At 66.6% G+C, this 20,289-nt stretch carries 18 protein-coding genes; 7 read left to right on the forward strand and 11 right to left on the reverse strand.

Annotated features, from left to right (window positions below; translation table 11 throughout):
- Window positions 1-17: 17 nt before the first annotated feature.
- The 8 genes from AC59GX_RS14085 to AC59GX_RS14120 form a co-directional block, all read right to left on the reverse strand.
- A complete protein-coding gene (locus AC59GX_RS14085) occupies window positions 18-704 on the reverse strand; it encodes a lysophospholipid acyltransferase family protein (RefSeq protein ID WP_426281286.1) in 687 nt (228 codons plus the stop codon).
- Between the two features lie 31 nt (window positions 705-735).
- Window positions 736-1,158 carry a Fur family transcriptional regulator gene (locus AC59GX_RS14090; RefSeq protein ID WP_056047123.1) on the reverse strand — a complete coding sequence of 141 codons (423 nt, stop codon included), beginning with the start codon at window positions 1,156-1,158 and terminating at the stop codon, window positions 736-738.
- A 74-nt stretch (window positions 1,159-1,232) separates the two neighbouring features.
- Window positions 1,233-1,721: a GNAT family N-acetyltransferase gene (locus tag AC59GX_RS14095; RefSeq protein ID WP_056489215.1), complete on the reverse strand. Its 489-nt coding sequence runs from the start codon at window positions 1,719-1,721 to the stop codon at window positions 1,233-1,235.
- Entirely contained in the window at window positions 1,721-2,338 is a 618-nt protein-coding gene (gene tsaB / locus AC59GX_RS14100; RefSeq protein ID WP_497301926.1) for a tRNA (adenosine(37)-N6)-threonylcarbamoyltransferase complex dimerization subunit type 1 TsaB, read from the reverse strand. The genes AC59GX_RS14095 and tsaB overlap by 1 nt, the downstream gene beginning before the upstream one ends.
- 121 nt (window positions 2,339-2,459) lie before the next feature.
- A complete protein-coding gene (locus AC59GX_RS14105) occupies window positions 2,460-3,053 on the reverse strand; it encodes a malonic semialdehyde reductase (RefSeq protein ID WP_426281284.1) in 594 nt (197 codons plus the stop codon).
- The gene (locus AC59GX_RS14110) at window positions 3,053-3,625 is read right to left on the reverse strand and encodes a NifU family protein (RefSeq protein WP_093398839.1); all 573 of its coding nucleotides are present in this window, start codon (window positions 3,623-3,625) and stop codon (window positions 3,053-3,055) included. Before AC59GX_RS14110 ends, AC59GX_RS14105 begins: the two co-directional genes overlap by 1 nt.
- 151 nt (window positions 3,626-3,776) lie before the next feature.
- Window positions 3,777-4,802, reverse strand: a complete 1,026-nt coding sequence (locus AC59GX_RS14115; RefSeq protein WP_426281283.1) for a patatin-like phospholipase family protein — start codon at window positions 4,800-4,802, stop codon at window positions 3,777-3,779.
- Between the two features lie 122 nt (window positions 4,803-4,924).
- On the reverse strand, window positions 4,925-5,662 hold the full coding sequence (locus AC59GX_RS14120) for an aspartyl/asparaginyl beta-hydroxylase domain-containing protein (RefSeq protein WP_426281840.1): 738 nt from the start codon (window positions 5,660-5,662) through the stop codon (window positions 4,925-4,927).
- Between the two features lie 285 nt (window positions 5,663-5,947).
- Between AC59GX_RS14120 and AC59GX_RS14125 the strand changes: the two genes are divergently transcribed.
- The gene (locus tag AC59GX_RS14125) at window positions 5,948-8,860 is read left to right on the forward strand and encodes a M16 family metallopeptidase (RefSeq protein ID WP_426281282.1); all 2,913 of its coding nucleotides are present in this window, start codon (window positions 5,948-5,950) and stop codon (window positions 8,858-8,860) included.
- Window positions 8,861-9,024: 164 nt separating this feature from the next.
- On the opposite strand, the gene AC59GX_RS14130 is transcribed toward AC59GX_RS14125, so the two are convergent.
- From AC59GX_RS14130 to AC59GX_RS14140, 3 genes are all read right to left on the reverse strand, one after another.
- Window positions 9,025-10,812, reverse strand: a complete 1,788-nt coding sequence (locus AC59GX_RS14130) for an AMP-dependent synthetase/ligase (RefSeq protein ID WP_426281280.1) — start codon at window positions 10,810-10,812, stop codon at window positions 9,025-9,027.
- Between the two features lie 231 nt (window positions 10,813-11,043).
- Complete coding sequence (gene ggt / locus AC59GX_RS14135) at window positions 11,044-12,780, reverse strand: gamma-glutamyltransferase (RefSeq protein ID WP_497301929.1); 1,737 nt, start codon at window positions 12,778-12,780, stop codon at window positions 11,044-11,046.
- Window positions 12,781-12,967: 187 nt separating this feature from the next.
- Entirely contained in the window at window positions 12,968-13,993 is a 1,026-nt protein-coding gene (locus tag AC59GX_RS14140) for a quinone-dependent dihydroorotate dehydrogenase (protein ID WP_426281278.1), read from the reverse strand.
- A gap of 298 nt (window positions 13,994-14,291) precedes the next feature.
- Between AC59GX_RS14140 and AC59GX_RS14145 the strand changes: the two genes are divergently transcribed.
- The 6 genes from AC59GX_RS14145 (at window position 14,292) to AC59GX_RS14170 (ending at window position 20,215) form a co-directional block, all read left to right on the forward strand.
- The gene (locus tag AC59GX_RS14145; RefSeq protein WP_060523825.1) at window positions 14,292-14,720 is read left to right on the forward strand and encodes an SUF system Fe-S cluster assembly regulator; all 429 of its coding nucleotides are present in this window, start codon (window positions 14,292-14,294) and stop codon (window positions 14,718-14,720) included.
- Window positions 14,721-14,850: 130 nt separating this feature from the next.
- The gene (gene sufB, locus AC59GX_RS14150; protein ID WP_497301932.1) at window positions 14,851-16,341 is read left to right on the forward strand and encodes a Fe-S cluster assembly protein SufB; all 1,491 of its coding nucleotides are present in this window, start codon (window positions 14,851-14,853) and stop codon (window positions 16,339-16,341) included.
- Window positions 16,342-16,582: 241 nt separating this feature from the next.
- On the forward strand, window positions 16,583-17,326 hold the full coding sequence (sufC, locus tag AC59GX_RS14155) for a Fe-S cluster assembly ATPase SufC (RefSeq protein WP_056489234.1): 744 nt from the start codon (window positions 16,583-16,585) through the stop codon (window positions 17,324-17,326).
- The gene (locus AC59GX_RS14160; RefSeq protein WP_426281277.1) at window positions 17,323-18,546 is read left to right on the forward strand and encodes a SufB/SufD family protein; all 1,224 of its coding nucleotides are present in this window, start codon (window positions 17,323-17,325) and stop codon (window positions 18,544-18,546) included. Before sufC ends, AC59GX_RS14160 begins: the two co-directional genes overlap by 4 nt.
- Window positions 18,543-19,757 (forward strand): cysteine desulfurase, encoded by a 1,215-nt coding sequence (locus tag AC59GX_RS14165; RefSeq protein WP_426281275.1) that lies wholly within the window; start codon window positions 18,543-18,545, stop codon window positions 19,755-19,757. Before AC59GX_RS14160 ends, AC59GX_RS14165 begins: the two co-directional genes overlap by 4 nt.
- Window positions 19,754-20,215, forward strand: coding sequence for an SUF system Fe-S cluster assembly protein (locus tag AC59GX_RS14170; protein WP_056057670.1), 462 nt, complete (start codon window positions 19,754-19,756; stop codon window positions 20,213-20,215). Before AC59GX_RS14165 ends, AC59GX_RS14170 begins: the two co-directional genes overlap by 4 nt.
- Window positions 20,216-20,289: the final 74 nt, after the last annotated feature.

Consider the following 20,289-nt stretch of genomic DNA (forward strand, 5'->3'; position numbering starts at 1 on the left):
CATTCTTTGTTCGTGGCTTACAGCGCTTCCATGCGGCGGCGGGCTTCGGCGGCTATGGCTTTTCGGTCGCCATAGTCTGCGGGGTTGAAGGGTTCGGCGAAGTGCAGCGTCGCGACGAATGTGCCCCGGCGTTTGAGGACGTGGGCGGCGTGGTGTTGGCCGGGCTCGTCGCCGACCCAGGCGAGTTCGTCCGTGGCCAAGCCATAGTCTATGCGGACGGGTTGCACGCGGACGCCGGGTGGGGGCGGGTCCAGGGCCGCCAGCAGTGCGGCCTTGAAGGGGAGGAGGGTGGTGCCGTCTCCCGTCGTTCCCTCGGGGAAAAGGGTTACGGGCCAGTCGGCCGCCAACGCGTCGCGGATTTGGGCGATCTGGGCGGTTACTGCCATGCGGTCGGCGCGGCTTACGAAGATCGTGTGGTTGAGCGTGCAGAGCCAGCCGACCAGCGGGGCGCTGCGGAGTTCCGATTTCGCCACGAACGCGCTGCCCGTCGCGCCGGACAGGAGGAGGATGTCGATCCAGCTCAGATGGTTCGAAACGAAGACGACGTCGCGGGGGAGTGGCGTGCCGACCACCCTGAACTGCGCCCCGACGATCCGCGCGACCAACCCGAGAAAGCGAGGCGGCCATGGCGACTTTCGCCCGAATAGCCGCCACATCCCATGCAACGGCAGCGCCAGGACCAGCGCGACCAGCAGCGCCGCCAACCGCGCGCCAAAGCGGATTCGGCCGATCGCGTCAGTCCTTGCGGGTGAGCGCGACGCCGTAGAGTTCCATGCGGTGATCGACCAGCCGGAAGCCGAGCTTCTCCGCAATCGCCTTCTGCAACTGCTCGAGTTCGGGATCGACGAATTCGATCACCTTGCCGCTCTCGACGTCGATCAGGTGATCGTGATGGGCCTCGGGCGCAGGCTCGTAGCGAGCGCGGCCGTCGCCGAAATCATGGCGGTCGAGGATACCGGCTTCCTCGAACAGGCGAACCGTGCGGTACACCGTCGCGATCGAGATGCCGGGGTCGATCTGCGACGCGCGCTCATAGACCTTCTCGACGTCGGGATGGTCGTCAGCCTCGGACAGCACGCGCGCGATGACGCGGCGCTGCTCGGTAATGCGCAGGCCCTTCTCGTTGCAGAGTGCTTCCAGATCGATTTTGCGCGGCATGTGTCGTTCCCTCGTTGAGTGCCATGTAGGGCCTCCGCGCTGTTGCGAAAAGGGATAGTGACTCGCAATAAGCCTTAGCTGTTGATATCTTTCGAATATGTATGTGCGTCATACGCGACGCCGGTCTTGCCGCGGTAGTATGCGCGGCGCTCGCCGACCTTGGTGAAGCCGTGCGCGTCGTACATCTTCACCGCGTCGTTGCCGGCGCGGACCTCGAGGTGGAGCTTTGCGATGCTACCGACAGAGCAATCGGCGATGGCGGCGCGGATCAGCGCCGTGCCGACGCCACGACGGCGATAGTCGGGCGCGACCGCGATCAGCAGGAGTTCGGCCTCGTCGGCGACCGACCGGGTCATCGTGAAACCAGCGGGGAAGTCATCGACGAACGCGATCGTGAGGTGGACGCCGGTCAGTGCGAGCACGCCGAGGCACTGGCTGCGCGTCCAGGCCTCGCCGTAACGCGGATCGAACGCCTCGGTCATCAGCGCGTCGACGATCGCGAGATCGCGCGCGTCGCCGGTGCGGAGCGTGACGGTGCGCGTGGCGGCCTGGCGCGTGGCCATTATTTCGAGACCGACGGCTTGGCGTCGGGCGCGCGGCCGTAGATCGGGCTTGGTGCGAGCGCGGTCAGTGTCGCGGGCAGCAGGGTTGCGGAGGCCGCGTCGGGCAGCGCTTCGGTGAGGTCCAAACTGTCGTCGAGTGCGGCGAGCCAGCGGACGCCGTTGCCGACCGCGCGCCGTCCCGCCAACGCGGCGAGCGCGGCGTCGGGCTTCAGCGATACCATGTCGGATCGCGGCGACAGATCGGCGGAGAACGCTTGCATGAAGACCTCGCCATGCCCGCCTTCCATGATCACTGCAATATCGTGGGTTGGTCGCGCGGCGAAACCGGCGGCGGCGATGAGCGGAAGCGAGGAGAAGCCGGCGATTTCCGCGCTCCAGCCGAGCGCGAGACCGCGCGCGGCGGCGATCCCGACGCGGACGCCGGTGAAGCTGCCGGGGCCGCAATCGACTATTATGCGGTCGGCTCGGCCGCCTTCCGGCAGCTCGGCGATCATTGGGATGAGGCGCTCGGCGTGGCCTCGGCCGACGACTTCGTGCGTGTGGGCGATGACGGCGCCGGACTCGATGAGGGCGACCGAGCAGGCGGTGGTGGATGTTTCGATTACTAGCGTGCGCATTACTTCTTACCCTCTCCCCTCGGGGGGAGAGGGAAGGGTGAGGGGCGCCGCGAGCGCTGCCCTTCCCAACTGCCCCTCACCCCAACCCTCTCCCCGCAGGGGAGAGGGAGCAGGTTCCGCCTCAAGCGATGCTGTTGAACTTCGCGAAGTCGGGACGGGGCGAGCGGGCGTAGATCGTCGCGGGGTCGCCGTGGCCGAGCGTCGAGATGAAGTTGGTCCGCACCGCGGGCGTGTCGTGGAAAAACGCCGCATCGACCTCGCCCGCGTCGAAGCCCGACATCGGCCCGGTATCGAGCCCGAGCATCCGCGCGGCGATGATGAAATACGCCCCCTGCAACGTCGAGTTGCGGAACGCGGACGCCTCGCGCAGTTCTGCGTTGCCGTCGAACCACGACTTCGCATCAGCGTGCGGGAACAGCTCGGGGAGATGTTCGTGGAAATTGGTGTCCATGCCGATGATCACCGACACGGGGGCGTTGAGGATCTTCGGCTGGTTCTGCGCGCTGCACGCATCGGCGAGCTTCTGCTTGGCCTCGTCGCTGGTGACCCAGATCAGGCGCGCGGGGAGCTGGTTGGCGGAGGTCGGGCCCCACTTCATCAGGTCCCAGATCGCGTGCAGTTCGGACTCGGCGACCGGCTGGTCTGTGTAGCCGTTATAGCTGCGGGCATCGCGGAAGACGGCGTCGAGGACGGTGTCGTCGAGTTTCTGACGCATCAGACGGCTCTCACTTCGGTGACTTCGGGGACGTAGTATTTCAGCAGCTGCTCGATGCCGTTCTTGAGTGTGGCGCTCGACGACGGGCAGCCGGCGCAGGCGCCCTGGAGCTGAAGGAACACCTTGCCCTTGTCGAAGCCGCGATAGACGATGTCGCCGCCGTCGTTCGCCACCGCGGGGCGGACGCGCGTGTCGATCAGCTCGCGGATCTGCGCGACGATGTCAGCATCGGCGGGATCGTCCGACAATGCGGGTTCATCGGATGGTACCGAGAAGCCGGCGCGCGCGGGCTTGAACAGCGGCATCGCGGCGGAGAAGTGATCGAGCAGGATCGCGAGCACGTCGGGCTTGAGGTCCGACCAGGCGGTGCCGGGCGCGGCGGTGACCGAGACGAAATCGCGGCCGAAGAACACGCCGGTGACGTCGCCGAGACCGAAGATCGCGTCGGCAAGCGAACTCACCTCGGCTTCCTCGGGGGTGGCGAAGTCGCGCGTGCCGGCTTCCATGACGGTGCGTCCCGGGAGGAACTTCAGCGTCGACGGGTTGGGAGTGGATTCCGTTTCGATGAGCATGAGGGGCATGTGGCCCGAAGGGGGCGGGGGATCAAGCGCGGAACGGGAAACGGTTTCTTTCGGGGGGTGAGGGCATTCCGGCTACCTCATTCGCGCCGGTACTGCGCTTTGGCTGTCCGGCAACGCGAAACGTGCAAATTGCGTCAGGGACTTACGCTGCGAGCGGCAGCGGCGGATCCGACTGCTTGGTCCGTAGCTTGTCGGCCCAGCGGGTGAGCACGGCATCGTTGGCGACGATCCAGTCCTTGGCCAGCGTGGTGAGAGCGGCGAGATACGCGGCACTCGAATTGTCCAGTCCGCCATCACCAGAGGGCAACGCGAAATCGGCGCGGTCATATGCGGCGATGTCCAGCCGCCGGGCCTGATAGGAGATCGTACTGGAACCGGCCTGCATCAGGATCGAGAAGATCGGCACGCCCCGGAACGGGTTCACCCAGCCCAGGAACGACCAGTTCCGCGCGGAGGGATAGGGGCGATCGGACCGGCCCGTACCCAGCGACAGGATCTCGATGTCGCCGAGATGCCAGCCGAGCTTGCGCCCCTCGATGATCGCGGCGATCGTCGGATCATTAGCGAACACGCCGCCATCGACCATCAGCAGATCCGGCTCCAATTTGGTGGGATCGTCGATCGCGGCCGGCTTGAAGAACGTCGGGGCCGCCGATGTCGCGCGCGCGGCGATATGCAGCGGGAAAACTCGCTCGGGGGTGCCGAGCTTCCGGTTATAGTCGGGGCCGCCGGCCATGAACACTGCCTTGCGCGCCAGAAGGTCATACGCCGGAATGACGATATTCGTCAGCGCATCGCGCGTCGTCACGCGCGTGCCGATCCGCGCCGCCAGGATCCGCTCGAGCGGCCGCGCGCTATAGGGCCAGCCCGGTACGCGAAGGGGTACGCCGAAGATGTGCGGGAATATCCGCTTGCTCTCGTTGCGGTAGAGATCAACGAGGTCGCTCGCCGTGCACGCGGCCCGTTTCGGATCCGCCTCGCTGGGTGCGGTGAGGCCGGCGGCGATGATTCCACCGGTCGACGTACCGGCGATCAGATCGAAACAGTCGTGCAGTGGTCGGCCGATCCGGCGCTCCAGCTCGGCGAGGATCAGCGCGGGGATCAGCCCGCGCGTCCCGCCGCCATCGATCGTCAGGATGAACCTCGGTTTCGTACGATCACTGTCCACGGCGCCTTCTCCCACTGCTGGGCCGAGCTTATCAATAGGCGATCACAACGACGTCCGGAGATCGGTCCGGATCGGTGCAACCTCTTACGGGGGCCCTCACGCGGACTCCGACGCGGGATCACTCAGACGTCCATTGCCTTCACCGCGGCGTTCCAGTTGCCGATGTTGCGGACCGCGTCCTGGACGAAGGCGGAGCGGCGGACGACGCCGAGGAACAGGTCGGCGATCCACTTGCCGGGGTTGCGCAGGGGGCGTTCGAACTGGATCAGCAACACGACGCGGGTGCCGGTCGTGTCGTTCCAGACCTCGTGCTGATAGGTGTCGTCGAACACGAGCGTCTCGCCTTCCGCCCAACGGACGGTGCGGTCGTGGACGCGCATGCGGACATCGCCGTCGCGCGGCACGATCAGGCCGAGGTGGCAGGTGATGAGGCCCTTGGTCACGCCGCGATGTTCGGGGATGTGCGTGCCGGGCGCAAGGATCGAGAAGAACGCGCTGTTGAGGCCGGGAATGCGTGCGACGGCGGCGGCCGTGTGCGGACAGCGGGCTAGGCTTTCCTCGATCGGATAGCCGTAGCCATAGAGGAAGAACGAGCGCCATTTGTCGACCTCGGCGATCGAGCGGTGATCGGGCGAGATCGTCGCGAGGCTGGGCGACGCTTCGCCTTGCAGCGCGACGCGGACCGCCTCGTCGCGGATCGCGGCCCAGTTCTCGCGCAGGCCTGCGGTCCAGGCGAAGTCGCGGACGTCGAGCACCGGATCGTTGGCGACCAGGGAGGACGAGGCGATCATGCGGTCGAACACGCCGCGCAGGTGCTTGCCGACGCGGATGATCAACGGGCGGTTGGCTTCGGCGACCATTGGTGCGCCGGGTTTGGGCGCGCCGGATATGACGTTGAGATCGGGCACCCGAACGCCGCGGCGTGCTGCCGGTTCGCCCGAATCCCGCCACAATGAACACTGCCCCAGTTCGTGCCCCAGTTCGGCTTCGACCGTCATCTCTACCCTGCATCCAGGCGCGCGGCGGCGCCGATCCCCTTGTTCGGACACGATATACCGGCAGTGTTGGACGAAATGATGGCACCGCGCGCCCGGTGCGGAGGCAGGGCACTGGCGAGCGACGCCCGCGACCGCTACAGGTGAACCATGGTGTCCTTTTCGCGCTTTTACCGCGCTCCCGTCCTCATCCCCGTCATCCTCGGCATCGCCATTCCGGCGAGCGGCCAGATGGCGACGCAGCAGGCCGTATCTACCCCTGCAAAGGAAGCGCCGACGCTTCCCGAGCTGCCGGGAATCGATACGACCGCGTGGCTCTACAAGGGCAGCGATCTTACGCGGGATCCCGAGTGGAAGTTCGGCACGTTGCCCAACGGCATGCGCTTTGCGGTGCGCAAGAACGGCGTGCCACCGGGCCAGGTGTCGGTGCGCGTGCGGATCGACGCGGGGTCGCTGAACGAGACGGACAGCGAACGTGGCTTCGCGCATTTCATCGAGCATCTGTCGTTCCGCGGCTCGGAATACGTGCCGGACGGCGAGGCGAAGCGCGTCTGGCAGCGGTTCGGGGCGACTTTCGGCTCGGATACCAACGCGCAGACGACGCCGACCTCGACCACGTTCAAGCTCGATCTTCCGTCGGCGACCGAGGCTGGCCTCGACGAGAGCCTGAAGATCATGTCGGGGATGATGGAAAAGCCGGTCATCACCGACGCGTCGGTCACCGCCGAGCGTCCGGTCGTGCTGGCGGAACAGCGCGAACAGCCGGGGCCGCAGGTGCGGTTCGGCGATGCGATCCGCGCGACGTTCTTCGCCGGACAGCCGCTCGCGGATCGTTCGCCGATCGGCAATATCAAGACGCTGGAGGCCGCCACTGGCGCCACGGTCAAGGCGTTCCACGATCGCTGGTATCGGCCGGAGAACACTGTCGTCATCATTTCGGGCGACATGGATCCGGCGTTGTTCGGGCGCCTCATCGTCAAGAACTTCGCGGACTGGAAGGGCATCGGCCCGGTCGTGCCAGCGCCCGATTTCGGCAAGCCCGATCCGAAGGCGCCGGTCTCCGCGACGATCGCCGAGCCGGCGATTCCGGCGGTGGTGACGCTCGGCGTGGTGCGGCCTTGGGAGTATAAGGACGACACCGCGATCATGAACCAGAAGCGGCTGGTCGACGTGCTGGCGACGCGGCTGATCAGTCGGCGGCTCGAGACGCGGGCACGCGCGGGCGGGAGTTTCCTGCAGGCGGGCGTATCGATCGACGACGTGTCGCGCTCGGCGAACCTGACCAGCGTCAACATCGTGCCGATCGGCACCGACTGGGAATCGGCGTTGAAGGACGTGCGCGCGGTAATCGCCGACGCGCAGACCAACGCGCCGAGCCAGGCCGAAGTCGACCGCGAATATGCCGATTTCGACACGATCATGCGGACCAGCGTCGAGACGGCGAAGGTCGAGGCGGGCTCGAAGCAGGCGGACGACATGGTCGGCGCGCTCGATATCCGCGAGACGGTCGCCGGGCCGGAAACCTCGTACAAGATTCTGCAGGACGCGAAGGCGAAGGGCATGTTCACGCCCGCCACGCTGCTCGCGTCGAGCAAGGCGATCTTCGAGGGAACCGCGACCCGGGCTCTCGTGAATACGCAGAGGCCTGATGCGGGGGCTGCGAACAAATTGGCGACCGCTTTGAAGGCTGACGTATCGGGGCTTGCCGGCAAGCGGCGTGCGCAGGCTGCGGTCGACTTTTCGAAGCTGCCGTCGCTCGGCAAGCCGGGCGTCGTCGCGAGCCGCGAGAAGATTGCCGCGTTCGACATGGAGCAGGTGAACTTCGCCAACGGCACGCGCGTGCTGCTGTTCCCGAACGCGGGCGAGACCGGGCGCGTGTATGTGCGCGTGCGGTTCGGTGGCGGCTATACCGCGATCCCGTCGAACCGGCCTACGCCGGCTTGGGCGGGTGATCTCGCGCTGGTCGCAGGGGGTATCGGCAAGCTCGACCAAGGCGATCTCGACCAGCTGACGGCGGGGCGTCGGATCGGGCTCGATTTCGGGATCGACGACGATGCCTTTACGCTGAGCGCGATCACGTCGCCGGCGGATTATTCGGATCAGCTGCGGCTGATGGCGGCCAAGCTCGCGTTCCCGGCGTGGGATCCGGCGCCGGTCGCCCGTGCCCGTGTTGCGGCGCTGGCAGGGTTTGCGGGGTATGATTCGTCGCCGGACGGTGTGTTGTCGCGTGACCTCGAGGGTCTGCTGCGCGCAGGCGATCCGCGTTGGGGGACGCCGTCGAAGCCGACCGTCGAGGCACTGAATGCGAAGGACTTCCGCGCGTTCTGGGAGCCGATCCTGAAGACCGGGCCGGTCGAGGTCTCGATCTTCGGCGACGTGAAGACCGAGGACGCGATCGCGGCGGTCGCCAAGTCGTTCGGGGCGATGAAGCCGCGGACGGCGGTGTCGACGGTGGGCGCGCCGGTCGGCTTCCCCTCGCATAATGCGACGCCGGTGATGCGTGCGCATACCGGGCCTGAGAACCAGGCGGCGGCGGTGATCGCGTGGCCGACCGGTGGCGGGATCGACAACATCGTCGAGGCGCGGCGTCTCGACGTGCTGGCGCAGGTGTTCAGCGATCGACTGTTCGAGCGACTTCGGCAGGCGGCAGGCGCAAGCTACAGCCCCAACGTGTCGAGTCAGTGGCCGGTGGGCATGACCACCGGCGGCCGGATGGTCGCGATCGGGCAGGTCGCACCGGACAAGGTGTCGTTCTTCTTCCAGATCGCCCGCCAGATCGCATCGGAACTGGTGTCGACGCCGATCGCGGCGGACGAGCTGGACCGGATCAAGAAGCCGATGGGGCAGTATATCCTGCGTGCCTCGACCGGGAACCAGTTCTGGTTGCAGCAGCTGGGCGGGGCGACGTTCGATCCGCGGCGGATCGCGGCGACGCAGCGGATCGCGAGCGATCTGGTGGCGACGACGCCGGTGGAGTTGCAGGCGACGGCGGCGAAGTATCTGCGGCCGGAGAAGGACTGGACGATGGCCGTGGTGCCAGCTGCTGCTTCCGCGAAGAAGTGATCGACTAGTCCCTCTCCCCCACGGGGGAGAGGGAGGGAGGAGCTACTTGGCGACGGAAGGGTGAGGGGCTTTGGCGAAGGCGTTGCGAGCCTCACGCCCCTCACCCTCCCACGCGCAAGGGCGCGTGGGGCCCTCCCTCTCCCCGTGGGGGAGAGGGGTTTTCTTTAAGGCTTATACAGCGCGTCCAACCTCTCGCCGTAGGCCTGTTTCAGGACGTGGCGGCGGATCTTCAGGCTGGGGGTCAGTTGCTCGTTCTCGATCGTAAACGGACCATCCGCGAGCACGAACCGCCGCACCCGCTCCGTGACCGTCAGGTCCTTGTTCACCCGTTCGACCGCATGCCCGATCGCCGTCCGGAACTCGCTGTTCTCCGCCAGCCGCGCGAAGCTGCAGGCGTCGCCATTCCCCGCGCACCATTCCTGCGTCCACTCGGGATCAGGCACGATCAGCGCCACCATGTACGGGCGCTTGTCGCCCGCGATCATCGCCTGCGCGATCTCGGGCTGGAGCGTGAGCATCCCCTCGACCTTCTGCGGGGCGACGTTCTCGCCCTTGTCGTTGATGATGAGGTCCTTCTTGCGGTCGGTGATGCGGATCCGGCCGCGGTCGTCGATCTCGCCGATGTCGCCGGTATGGAGCCAGCCGTCCTTCAGCACCTTCGCGGTCTCGGCGTCGTTGCGCCAATAGCCGTGCATGACGAGTTCGCCGCGGACCAGGATCTCGCCGTCCTCGGCGATCCGGACCTCGGTGTCCTTCAGCGCGGGGCCGACCGAGTCCATGCGGACACCGGCCTTGGGGCGGTTGCACGAGATGACCGGGGCGGCTTCGGTCTGGCCATAGCCTTGCAGGAAGGTGAGCCCGAGCGCTTCGAAGAACAGGCCGACCTCGGGATTGAGCGGGGCGCCGCCGGAGATCATCGCCTTCAGCCGGCCACCGAACTTCTTCGAGATCTTGGGCTTGAACAACGTGGCGACGGCGGCCTGCATCGGCCGATCGATCAGCCGCAGGCGACCGGCGTAGCGCTTGCTGCCGATGTCGAGGGCCTGGCGCAGGAGGTACGCCGAGGCGCCACCCTGTTTCTCGATCGTCTTCGAGATGCGCGTGCGGAGGACTTCGAAGAGGCGGGGGACGACGAACATGATCGTCGGGCGCGTCTCCTCGATGTTGGCGGCGAGCTTTTCCAGGCCCTCGGCGTAGTAGATCTGTCCGCCGAGCGAGATCGGGAAGTGCTGGCCGCCGGTGTGTTCATAGGCGTGGCTTAAGGGCAGGAACGAGAGGAAGACCTCGTCGTCCCAGCCGAAATCCTCCGAGATGACCGACGCACACCCGGCGCAATTGTGCAGGATTGCGCCGTGATGCTGCATCACGCCGCGCGGCGCGCCGCCGGTGCCGCTCGTGTAGATGATGCAGGCGAGGTCTTCGCGTTCGAAGTCGGCGCGGGCGGCGGCGGTTTCGGGGGCGGTCTGGTGCGCGGCGATCAGCGCGTGCCAGTTGTGGAAGTCGATCCCGGCGGGGACCTTCATGTCCTCGAACCCGATCACGGTCTGCGCCTGGTTCGAGCGGATGACCGCGGGGAGCAGCGTCTTCGCGAGTTTCGCGGTCGAGACGATGATCGCGCAGGCGCCGGCGTTTTCGATGATGTGGAGGTGATCGCGCTCGGTGTTGGTGACGTAGGTCGGCACGGTGATGCAGCCGGCTGCCATGATCGCGAGGTCGCTGAGGCACCATTCGGGGCGGTTCTCGGCGACGAGCATGATGCGGTCGCCGCGTTTCAGGCCGATCGCGGTTAGCGCGGTGGCTAGGCTGGCGACTTGACGGGCGGCTTCGGCCCAACTGGTGGCGACCCAGGTGCCGCTTGTCTTGGTCCAGAGGAACGGCGCGTCGCCTTTCTCCGTGGCGCGCGTGAAGAACATCGTGACGAGGTTCGGGAAGCGTTCGAGCTGGCGGGCCATTGTCTCTCCCTGGGCGCTGTGCCGTTGCGCCTTGTACGACGCGATGCTGGGCGTTGGTCGGTTAGTGCGTCATAACCGGCGGGGGCTCAACCCCATCCGCGCCACGAGCAAAGCACCCCCCCGGCGAAGGCCGAGGTCCAGTTGGGAAACGGTGCTAGTTGAGGTTTGCGCGTCGTTACTGCGACCTTTCCAACTGGACCCCGGCCTCCGCCGGGGAGGTGGCGTTTGTCGTTACTCCGGCGCACGCTGGAGTTTGCCGACGCGTTGGATCTGGGTGACGGTACCGTCCTCCGCGATCGCGACACCCTCGCTACGGGGGTCTGCAGCGCCGACCCATTTGCCGCCGACGCGTTCGATCGCGTTTGCCTTCAGGCCGAGTGCAGCCACCTGGACGGTCTCGCCTAGCGCCTGCAACGCGGGGACCATCGCCTCGCGCTCCGTGCCCTTTTCGGCAGCAGCGACGTGGCCGGGGGCGTAGAGCAGCCCGAGCGCGATCGAGTCCTGTGCCGACAGTTTCCAGTCGACCACGCCGATGATCGCCTTCGCGACCTGCGCGATGATCGTCGAGCCGCCGGCTGCGCCGACCGCGAGGCGCACCTTCCCGTCGGGGCCGTAGACGATCGTCGGAGACATCGAGCTGCGCGGGCGCTTGCCACCCTCGACGCGGTTGGCGACGAGCGCGCCGTCCTTGACGGGGACGATGTCGAAGTCGGTGAGCTGGTTGTTGAGGACCGTACCGTCGACGGTGATGCCGGAGCCGAAATAGCCCTCGACGGTGGTGGTCACCTCGACGACGTTGCCGCGGGCGTCGACGGTGGCGATGTCGGTGGTGCCGGGGACTTCGCTGACTAGTGCGCGGGTGCGTGCGGGGGCGCCGGGGGGCGTGCCGGGAGCGACGTTTGCCATCGTCTTCGCCGGCGAGATCAGCGCCGATCGCGCTGCAAGATACTTGGCGTCGAGCATGCCCTGTACCGGTACGCGGACGAAATCGGGATCGCCGACGTACAGATCGCGGTCGGCATAGGCGAGGCGCGAGGATTCGGCGAACAGGTGCCAGGCCTGCGCGCTGTCCTTGCCGAGCTTGGCCATGTCGAAGCGTTCGAGCTGCTTCAGGATCATCAGCACGGTGATGCCGCCGGACGAGGGCGGGCCCATCCCGCAGACGCGATAAACGCGGTATTTGACGCAGACCGGCGGGCGCGACTTGGCGTCGTAGCTGGCGAGATCGCCGAGCGTCATCTTCGACGGATTCCGTGCGGCGGTGTTGACCGCGGTGACAATCTTCTGTGCTTCGGGGCCGACGTAGAAGCTGTCGGGGCCCTGGGTGGCGATGCGCTGGAGGAGGGCGGCTTGCTGGGGGTTCTTGATGACCGCGCCGATCGCGACCGGCGAGCCGTCGGGGGCGGAGAACAGCTTGCGCGTCTCTGGGGTGATGTGGTCGCCATAGGCGGTCATGCCGTTGACGAGGCGGGGGGAGGCCTTGAAGCCGTTGGTCGCGAGCCGGATCGCGGGGGCGAACAGTTGCGACCAGGGGAGCTTGCCCGACGCGCGGTGCGCGAGCGCCATGCCGCGGAGCGCGCCAGGGATGCCGACGCTGCGACCGCCGGGGACCGCGTCGCTGTGGCTGAGCGGCGTGCCGTCGGGCGCGTAGAACCAGCGTGCGTCGGCGGCGGCGGGGGCCTCTTCGCGCGCGTCGATCGTGCTGAGCGCGCCGCCGGCCGCGTGGGAGATCCAGAAGCTGCCGCCGCCGATGCCCGAGCTTTGCGGTTCGACGACGTTAAGGGCTAGCATCGTTGCGATCGCGGCGTCGGTGGCGCTGCCGCCGGCGCGGAGGATCTCGACGCCGGCCGCGGCTGCGCGCGGGTCTGCGGCGCTGACCATGCCCTGGTCTTTCGTTGGGGCGGGTTGGCGCGCCTGTACGGTGGCTGCGGGGACGAGGAGGGCGAGCGCTAGGAGGGAGGTCTTCATCGAGCGCGAGCGTAGCGTGGTTCGAATACTAGGCAACCCGTCTCGCCAGTCGACCTCGCGATCCTCCCCCGCCAGGGGGAGGTGGCGCCGTAGGCGACGGAGGGGGAGGACACGGAACAGAGGTTGCCCTTTTCCGCCCCCTCCGTCTGGCAAGAGCCAGCCACCTCCCCCTGGCGGGGGAGGATCGTTAGGCGTCGACCCCTACTGCGTCGGCGACCGCCGCAAATCCGTCGCGGGTCAGCAGCGCCTCGAGTTCGCGGAGGATACGGGCGGGGAGGCCGGGTCCTTCGTACACCAGCGCGGTGTAGAGCTGGACGAGGCTCGCGCCGGCGCGGAGGCGGGCATAGGCTTCGGCGCCGCTGTCGACGCCGCCGACCGAGATCAGCGGGATCGCAGCGCCGGTTGCCTTGCGGAAGTCCGACAGGCGTTGGCGGGCCAGGGGAGCGAGCGGCGCGCCGGACAGGCCGCCGGTTTCCTTGGCATTGGCTGAGCGCAGGCCGGGGCGGGAGATCGTCGTGTTGTTGACGATCAGCGCGTCGATGCGGTTGTCGAGGGCTGCTCGGGCGATGTCGTCGATGTCGGCGGGGTCGAGGTCGGGGGCGACCTTGAGGAAGATCGGCGTGGTGCCCTTGGCGGCGGTGCAGGCGGCGAGGAGATCGCGCAGGGCGGCACCGTGCTGGAGGTCGCGCAGGCCGGGAGTGTTGGGGGAGCTGATGTTTATGGTGATGTAGCCGGCGTGGGGCGCGGCTCGGGTGACGCCGTGGACGTAGTCGGCGGTGCGGTCGGTGGCGTCCTTGTTCGCGCCGACGTTGATTCCGAGGATGCCATTCCGCCTTGCGCTCTGCGCACGGGGAAGCGCGCCATCGAGGCCGCCGTTGTTGAAGCCGAGGCGGTTGATGACTGCACGATCTTGCGGAAGGCGGAAGATGCGGGGTTTGGGGTTGCCGAGCTGGGCGAGCGGCGTGAGCGTGCCGATCTCGACGCTGCCGAAGCCCAACCCGAAGAAGCCGTCGATCGCGCGGCCGTCCTTGTCGACGCCTGCCGCCAAGCCGACCGGATTGGGGAAGGCGATTCCCGCCACTGTCGTCGCGAGCCGGGGTACGCTGGGCGCGAGCGGCGCGCCGGTCTTCCCCCACGCGGCGAGCGCGGCGATGGTCAGCGTATGCGCGCGCTCGGCGTCGAGGCGGAACAGGATCGGGTGGTAGAAGGCCATGCGCGTCGTCCTTGCTCCTTCCACCTGTCGGGAAGGGTCATTCTTGCTCCCCTCCCTGGAAGGGAGCGGCTGGGGGTGGGTTGGTCCGTTGGCTGGTGCTCTCTGACGTCAGCAGCCGACCCACCCCCGACCCCTCCCTTCCAGGGAGGGGGGAAGTCAAGCTTTCGGGTCGTGTGCGATGCGGAAAACGCGGCTCCAGTTGCGAGTCGTTAGCACGGCTCGGCGGGTTGACGATGCACTGCACAAAGCCCATTTGACCAATCGGATCGTATCGGTCCGATTGGACTTCGAAGCTACCATGCGTCTTTCCAGCCTTGCCGACTATGCGGTCGTGATGATGAGTGCCGCGGCGCGTCATTGTGGCGGTATCGCGCGGCTGAACGCGACGCTGCTCGCGGAGGAAACCGGCGTGCCGCTGCCGACCGTGCAGAAGCTGGTGAGCCGGCTGTCCGCGGCCGGGTTGATCGAGAGCACGCGCGGCACTGGCGGTGGCTTTCGCCTGTCGCGACCACCCGCGATGATCTCACTCGCCGACATCATCGAGGCGGTCGAGGGACCGATCGCGCTGACCTCGTGCGTCGATGGCGCATCGCAGGATTGCTGTGTCGAGCAGACGTGCAAGGTGAAGCCGCACTGGAACGCCGTCAACGGCGCGGTCCGCGGTGCGCTCGCCGGCGTGTCGCTTGCCAGCCTCTCGCAAGCCCCCCTTTCGCAGGTGCCCGCATGAAAAACACATCGCGCGCAGCGCTTCACCTTTTCCTCCGCGGCTCTGCCGCTCCGCGTGAATCAGGTTTGTTCACGCGGAGCCGCGGAGCCGTGGAGATTTTAGAGAGCCGCTTTGCGGCCGAGGACAGATGATGGCTACCCGGAACGCAGAGGCATACGCCGCCGCGAACAAGACGTACGAGTGGGGCTTCTCCTCGGACATCGAACAGGAATTCGCGCCCAAGGGCCTGTCGGAAGACACCGTGCGCTTCATTTCCGCCAAGAAGGGCGAGCCGCAGTGGATGCTCGACTGGCGGCTGAAGGCGTTCGTACTGTGGCAGACGATGGAGGCGCCCGACTGGTCGAAGCTCAACGTGCCGCCGATCGATTACCAGGACGCGTATTATTACGCGGAGCCCAAGGCGAAGCCGAAGCTCGGGTCGCTCGACGAGGTCGATCCGGAGATACTGCGCGTCTACGAAAAGCTCGGCATTCCGATCGGCGAGCAGAAGGTGCTGGCGGGCGTGGTCGAGGATCCGTTGAACGAGGACGGCACGCCCAAGCGTCGCGTCGCGGTCGATGCGGTGTTCGACAGCGTCTCGGTCGCGACCACGTTCCGCAAGGAGCTCGAGGCTGCCGGCGTGATCTTCCGTTCGATCTCCGAGGCGATCAAGGAATATCCCGAGCTCGTCCGCAAGTGGCTCGGCAAGGTCGTGCCGCAGCGCGATAACTATTTCGCGACGCTGAACTCGGCGGTCTTCTCCGACGGCACGTTCGTCTACATCCCCGAGGGCGTCCGCTGCCCGATGGAGCTGTCGACGTATTTCCGCATCAACGCCGAGAATACCGGGCAGTTCGAGCGCACGCTGATCGTCGCCGACAAGGGGTCGTACGTCTCGTATCTCGAAGGCTGCACCGCGCCGATGCGCGACGAGAACCAGTTGCATGCCGCCGTGGTCGAACTGGTCGTGCTCGACGATGCCGAGATCAAATATTCGACCGTGCAGAACTGGTATCCGGGTGACGAGAACGGCGTCGGCGGGATCTACAACTTCGTCACCAAGCGCGCGTTGTGCCAGGGGAAGAACTCGAAGGTCAGCTGGACTCAGGTCGAGACCGGCAGTGCGATCACGTGGAAATACCCGTCGTGCGTGCTGCTCGGCGATGGCTCGGTCGGCGAGTTCTATTCGGTCGCGGTGACGAACAATCGCCAGCAGGCCGATACCGGCACGAAGATGATCCACCTCGGCAAGAACACGCGATCCACGATCGTGTCGAAGGGGATTTCGGCCGGGCGTTCGGACAACACGTATCGCGGGCTGGTGCGCGTCGCGCCGACCGCGGAAGGCGTGCGCAACTTCACGCAGTGCGACAGCCTGCTGCTCGGCGACCAGTGCGGCGCGCATACCGTGCCGTACATCGAGGTCCGCAACCCGTCCGCGCAGATCGAGCATGAGGCGACGACGTCGAAGATCTCCGAGGACCAGCTGTTCTACGCGATGTCGCGCGGGCTGGACCAGGAGGCGGCGGTCGCGCTGATTGTGAATGGCTTCGCGCGGGAGGTGTTGCAGCAGCTGCCGATGGAGTTTGCGGTCGAAGCGCAGAAGCTGCTGGGGATCAGCCTTGAGGGGTCGGTGGGGTGAACGCGTTCTTTTTCCTCTTTGGTATTCTTACAGGGGGAAGCGCTTTGTACCTATATCAGACGACCCTAGAAGAAATGCGTACCGGCGAAGCTATCGAAGGCTTCTTTCCTAGGGTTCAGTTTTCCCGCGAGAGAAACCCTAGAGCATTCAAGATACGCTTGGTTACGAGTTGGTTGGGCATTGCAGTGCTTTTGGTCATGTCGGTAACGTCGTTGATTGCATTTGTTGTGAGTTTTATTTGATGCTGAAAATTGAAAACCTCCATGCCGAGATCGACGGCAAGGAAATCCTCAAGGGCCTGTCGCTCGAAGTGAACGCGGGCGAGGTGCACGCGATCATGGGGCCCAACGGGGCGGGCAAGTCGACGCTGGGCTATGTGCTCGGCGGGCGGCCCGGCTATGAGGTCACGGCGGGCTCGGTGACGTTCGACGGTGTCGACCTGCTCGAGCTGGAGGCGCACGAGCGCGCCGCGGCAGGCGTGTTCCTTGGCTTCCAGTATCCGGTCGAGATTCCCGGCGTGTCGAACGTCCAGTTCCTCCGTGAGGCCCTCAACGCCCAGCGCGCGACGCGGGACGAGAAGCCGCTGTCCGGCGGCGAGTTCCTCAAGCTCGCGCGCGGGCAGGCGGATCTGCTTGGCATGGACTACGACATGCTCAAGCGGCCGGTGAACGTCGGCTTTTCGGGCGGCGAGAAGAAGCGCAACGAGATGGTCCAGATGGGAATCGTCAACCCGAAGTTCGCGATCCTCGACGAGACCGATTCGGGGCTCGACATCGATGCGCTGCGCGTCGTCGGCGACGGCATCAACCGCATCATGCGCGCGCCCGACAAGGCGGTGCTGCTGATCACGCACTACCAGCGGCTGCTCGATTACGTGGAGCCGGACTTCGTGCACGTGCTGGCGGACGGCAAGATCGTCCGCTCGGGCGGGAAGGATCTTGCCAAGCAGCTCGAGAGCGAAGGCTATGTGGGGATTGCCGCGTGAGTAGCCTGTCGCAAATCCTCCCCGGTACGGGGAGGGGGACCAGCGAAGCTGGTGGAGGGGGTTCTCCGCTTGGCGTAGCGTCTGGGGAAGCCCCCCTCCACCCCGCCGCTACGCGTCGCGGTCCCCCTCCCCGTGCCGGGGAGGATTTCAGGATCGAACTCCCTTCGACGCGCGAGGAGTCTTGGCGCTGGGGTGATCCGGCGGCGATCGCGGCGGCGGCCGAGCTGCCGCGCGGCGTTGCGGTGGATGCTGACGAGTGGTTTCTCGACTTGCCGGGTGCGCGGGCGGTGTTCGTCGATGGTGTGCTCGACGAGGGGCGCAGCGATCTGCGGCACGTCACGATCGTACCGATCGACGGCGGATCGCACGCGCTTGGGCGTCGGACGACGGGCCTGGGCTGGTCCTTGCGCGTCGACGCGGATGCGACGGCCGAACTGATCCAGATCGTCCACATCGCGACGGGCGGCGACAATCAGCTGCCGGCGGAGATCGTTCTCGTCGCCGGCGCGAGCGCGTCGGTGGTCGAAACCTATGTCGGGGCTGGCTGGTCGAACCGGTCGACGCGGATAATGCTTGGCAAGGGGGCCAAGCTGACGCGCGCGGTGCGGTTGCTTCAGGCCGGTGGCTTCGTGTCGTTGCGCGACGAGGTCGAGGTCGGTGCCGAAGCGAGCCTGATCGTCACTGTGTTGGGCGCGGGCGATGCCGGGACGCGGATAGATGGTGCGATCACGGTGACGGGTGACGATGCGTTTGCCGAATATGGCGGCGCGCTGCTGACGCGGAATGATCAGCGACAGGAGTGCGCGGTGTCGGTGCGGCATGCCGCGCTGAACGGGCAGAGTAAGCAGATCTGGCGTGCGGTCGCTGCGGACAAGTCGACCGCGAGCCTTGCGGCGCGGGTTGAGGTCGCGCGCGATGCGCAGAAGACTGACGGCGTGCAGTCGTTGCGCGGGTTGCTGTTGCAGCGCACCGCGACGGTGAATTTGAAGCCCGAGCTGGAGATCTTCGCGGACGACGTGAAGTGCGCGCACGGCGCGACGGTCGGCGAACTCGACCAGCGCGCGCTGTTCTACATGCAGAGCCGCGGCATCCCGCATGCCAAGGCGCAGGCGCTGCTCACGCGGGCGTTTGTCGGCGATGCGTTCGTCCAGATCGCGGACGAGACGGTGCGCGAGGCTTTCGTGGCGGACGCCGATGCGTGGCTGGAGCGGGCGTTGTGAGTGTGATCGCCGACGTTCGTCCCCTGGATCGCCTGTCGGATTTCCCGGCGATCCCCGAGGGCTGGGCGTATCTCGATACCGCCGCCACCGCGCAAAAGCCGCAGGTCGTGGTCGACGCTATTACGCGTGCGTATGGCGAGACCTACGCCACCGTGCACCGCGGCGTGTACCAGCGGTCCGCTGACATGACCGTAGCCTACGAGGCCGCACGGAAGGCCGTCGCGCGGTTCATCGGGGCGGGTTCGCCTGATGAGATCGTGTTCGTGCGTGGTGCTACCGAGGCGATCAATCTGGTTGCGCAGTGCTGGGCTGGGACGCAGTTGAAGGCGGGCGACCGCATCCTGCTCTCCATGCTCGAACATCACTCGAACATCGTGCCGTGGCAGATGATGGCTGAACGCCTCGGCGTCGCGATCGATGTGCTGCCGTTGACCCACAACCACCGCATTGATCTCGACGCCATGGAGCGGATGATCACGCCGGCGCACAAACTGGTCGCGCTCGGACATGTCTCGAACGTGCTCGGCTCGGTGCTCGACGCCAAGCGCGCCACCGAGATCGCGCATTCGGTTGGTGCGAAGATCCTGCTCGACGGGTGCCAGTCGGTGCCGCGGATCACGGTCGACGTGAAGGCGATCGGCTGTGATTTCTACGTGTTCTCGGGGCACAAGCTGTACGGTCCGACCGGGATCGGCGTGCTCTGGGCCAAGCCGGAATTGCTCGACGCGATGCCGCCGTACCAGGGCGGCGGATCGATGATCGACAAGGTGTCGTTCGCCAAGACCACCTACGCGCCGCCGCCGGGACGGTTCGAGGCGGGGACGCCACATATAGTCGGGGCGCTCGGGCTGCATGCGGCGATCGACTATGTCGAGAGCATCGGGCTCGACGCGATCCACGCGCATGAGAGCGCGCTGGTGACGGCGACGCGCGAGGCGCTGTCGGGGATCAATTCGGTGCGCCTGTACGGCCCGGCGGACTCGGCGGGGATCGTAAGCTTCACGATCGAGGGGGTTCATCCGCACGACATCGGCACCATATTGGACGAGGAGCGCGTCGCGATCCGTGCCGGTCATCATTGCGCGCAGCCGTTGATGGAGGCGCTGGGCGTCGAGGCGACGGCACGCGCGAGCTTCGGCGTGTATAACGGGCCGGCGGACGTCGAGGCGCTGGTGCGCGGTATCGAGCGAGTAACGAGGATCTTCAAATGAGCGATCGGTTCGAGATCGAGGAAGTGGATGCCGTCGCATCGCCGCCCAAGGCGCGCGTCGTGATGGAGACGGACTCCGACGCGGAGCGGAAGCGCGATTATCTCGCGGGCTTCCTGGCGCAGAAGCCGCAGGTGGACTCGCCCGGCGAGCCCGGTGGCGCAGTGTACGATGCGATCATCGATGCGCTGAAGGAGATCTACGATCCCGAAATCCCGGTGAACATCTATGACCTGGGGCTGATCTACGGCGTCGAGGTGACCGAGGACGGGCATGCGGTGGTGGCGATGACGCTGACGACGCCGAACTGCCCGGTCGCGGAGTCGATGCCCGCGGAAGTCGAGATGCGCGTCGGGTCGGTGCCGGGGGTCGGGTTTGCGGAAGTGAATTTGGTCTGGGATCCGCCTTGGGATCCGCAGAAGATGTCGGATGAGGCGAAGCTCGAGCTGGGCATGCTGTAACAATTCCCCTCCCGCTTGCGGGAGGGGTTAAGGGAGGGGAGAGCGGAACGCTGCTGTTCAAGCCCTCCCCCGAC

The sequence above is a fragment of the Sphingomonas sp. 320_CC genome (assembly GCF_059691795.1).

Coding starts and splice junctions, on each gene's coding strand:
- AC59GX_RS14090 (WP_056047123.1), bottom strand. CDS start 1,158: ATGCCGCGCAAAATCGATCTGGAAGCACTCTGCAACGAGAAGGGCCTG.
- AC59GX_RS14095 (WP_056489215.1), bottom strand. CDS start 1,721: ATGGCCACGCGCCAGGCCGCCACGCGCACCGTCACGCTCCGCACCGGC.
- tsaB (WP_497301926.1), bottom strand. CDS start 2,338: ATGCGCACGCTAGTAATCGAAACATCCACCACCGCCTGCTCGGTCGCC.
- AC59GX_RS14105 (WP_426281284.1), bottom strand. CDS start 3,053: ATGCGTCAGAAACTCGACGACACCGTCCTCGACGCCGTCTTCCGCGAT.
- AC59GX_RS14110 (WP_093398839.1), bottom strand. CDS start 3,625: ATGCTCATCGAAACGGAATCCACTCCCAACCCGTCGACGCTGAAGTTC.
- AC59GX_RS14120 (WP_426281840.1), bottom strand. CDS start 5,662: ATGGTCGCCGAAGCCAACCGCCCGTTGATCATCCGCGTCGGCAAGCAC.
- AC59GX_RS14125 (WP_426281282.1), top strand. CDS start 5,948: ATGGTGTCCTTTTCGCGCTTTTACCGCGCTCCCGTCCTCATCCCCGTC.
- AC59GX_RS14130 (WP_426281280.1), bottom strand. CDS start 10,812: ATGGCCCGCCAGCTCGAACGCTTCCCGAACCTCGTCACGATGTTCTTC.
- ggt (WP_497301929.1), bottom strand. CDS start 12,780: ATGAAGACCTCCCTCCTAGCGCTCGCCCTCCTCGTCCCCGCAGCCACC.
- AC59GX_RS14140 (WP_426281278.1), bottom strand. CDS start 13,993: ATGGCCTTCTACCACCCGATCCTGTTCCGCCTCGACGCCGAGCGCGCG.
- AC59GX_RS14145 (WP_060523825.1), top strand. CDS start 14,292: ATGCGTCTTTCCAGCCTTGCCGACTATGCGGTCGTGATGATGAGTGCC.
- sufB (WP_497301932.1), top strand. CDS start 14,851: ATGGCTACCCGGAACGCAGAGGCATACGCCGCCGCGAACAAGACGTAC.
- sufC (WP_056489234.1), top strand. CDS start 16,583: ATGCTGAAAATTGAAAACCTCCATGCCGAGATCGACGGCAAGGAAATC.
- AC59GX_RS14170 (WP_056057670.1), top strand. CDS start 19,754: ATGAGCGATCGGTTCGAGATCGAGGAAGTGGATGCCGTCGCATCGCCG.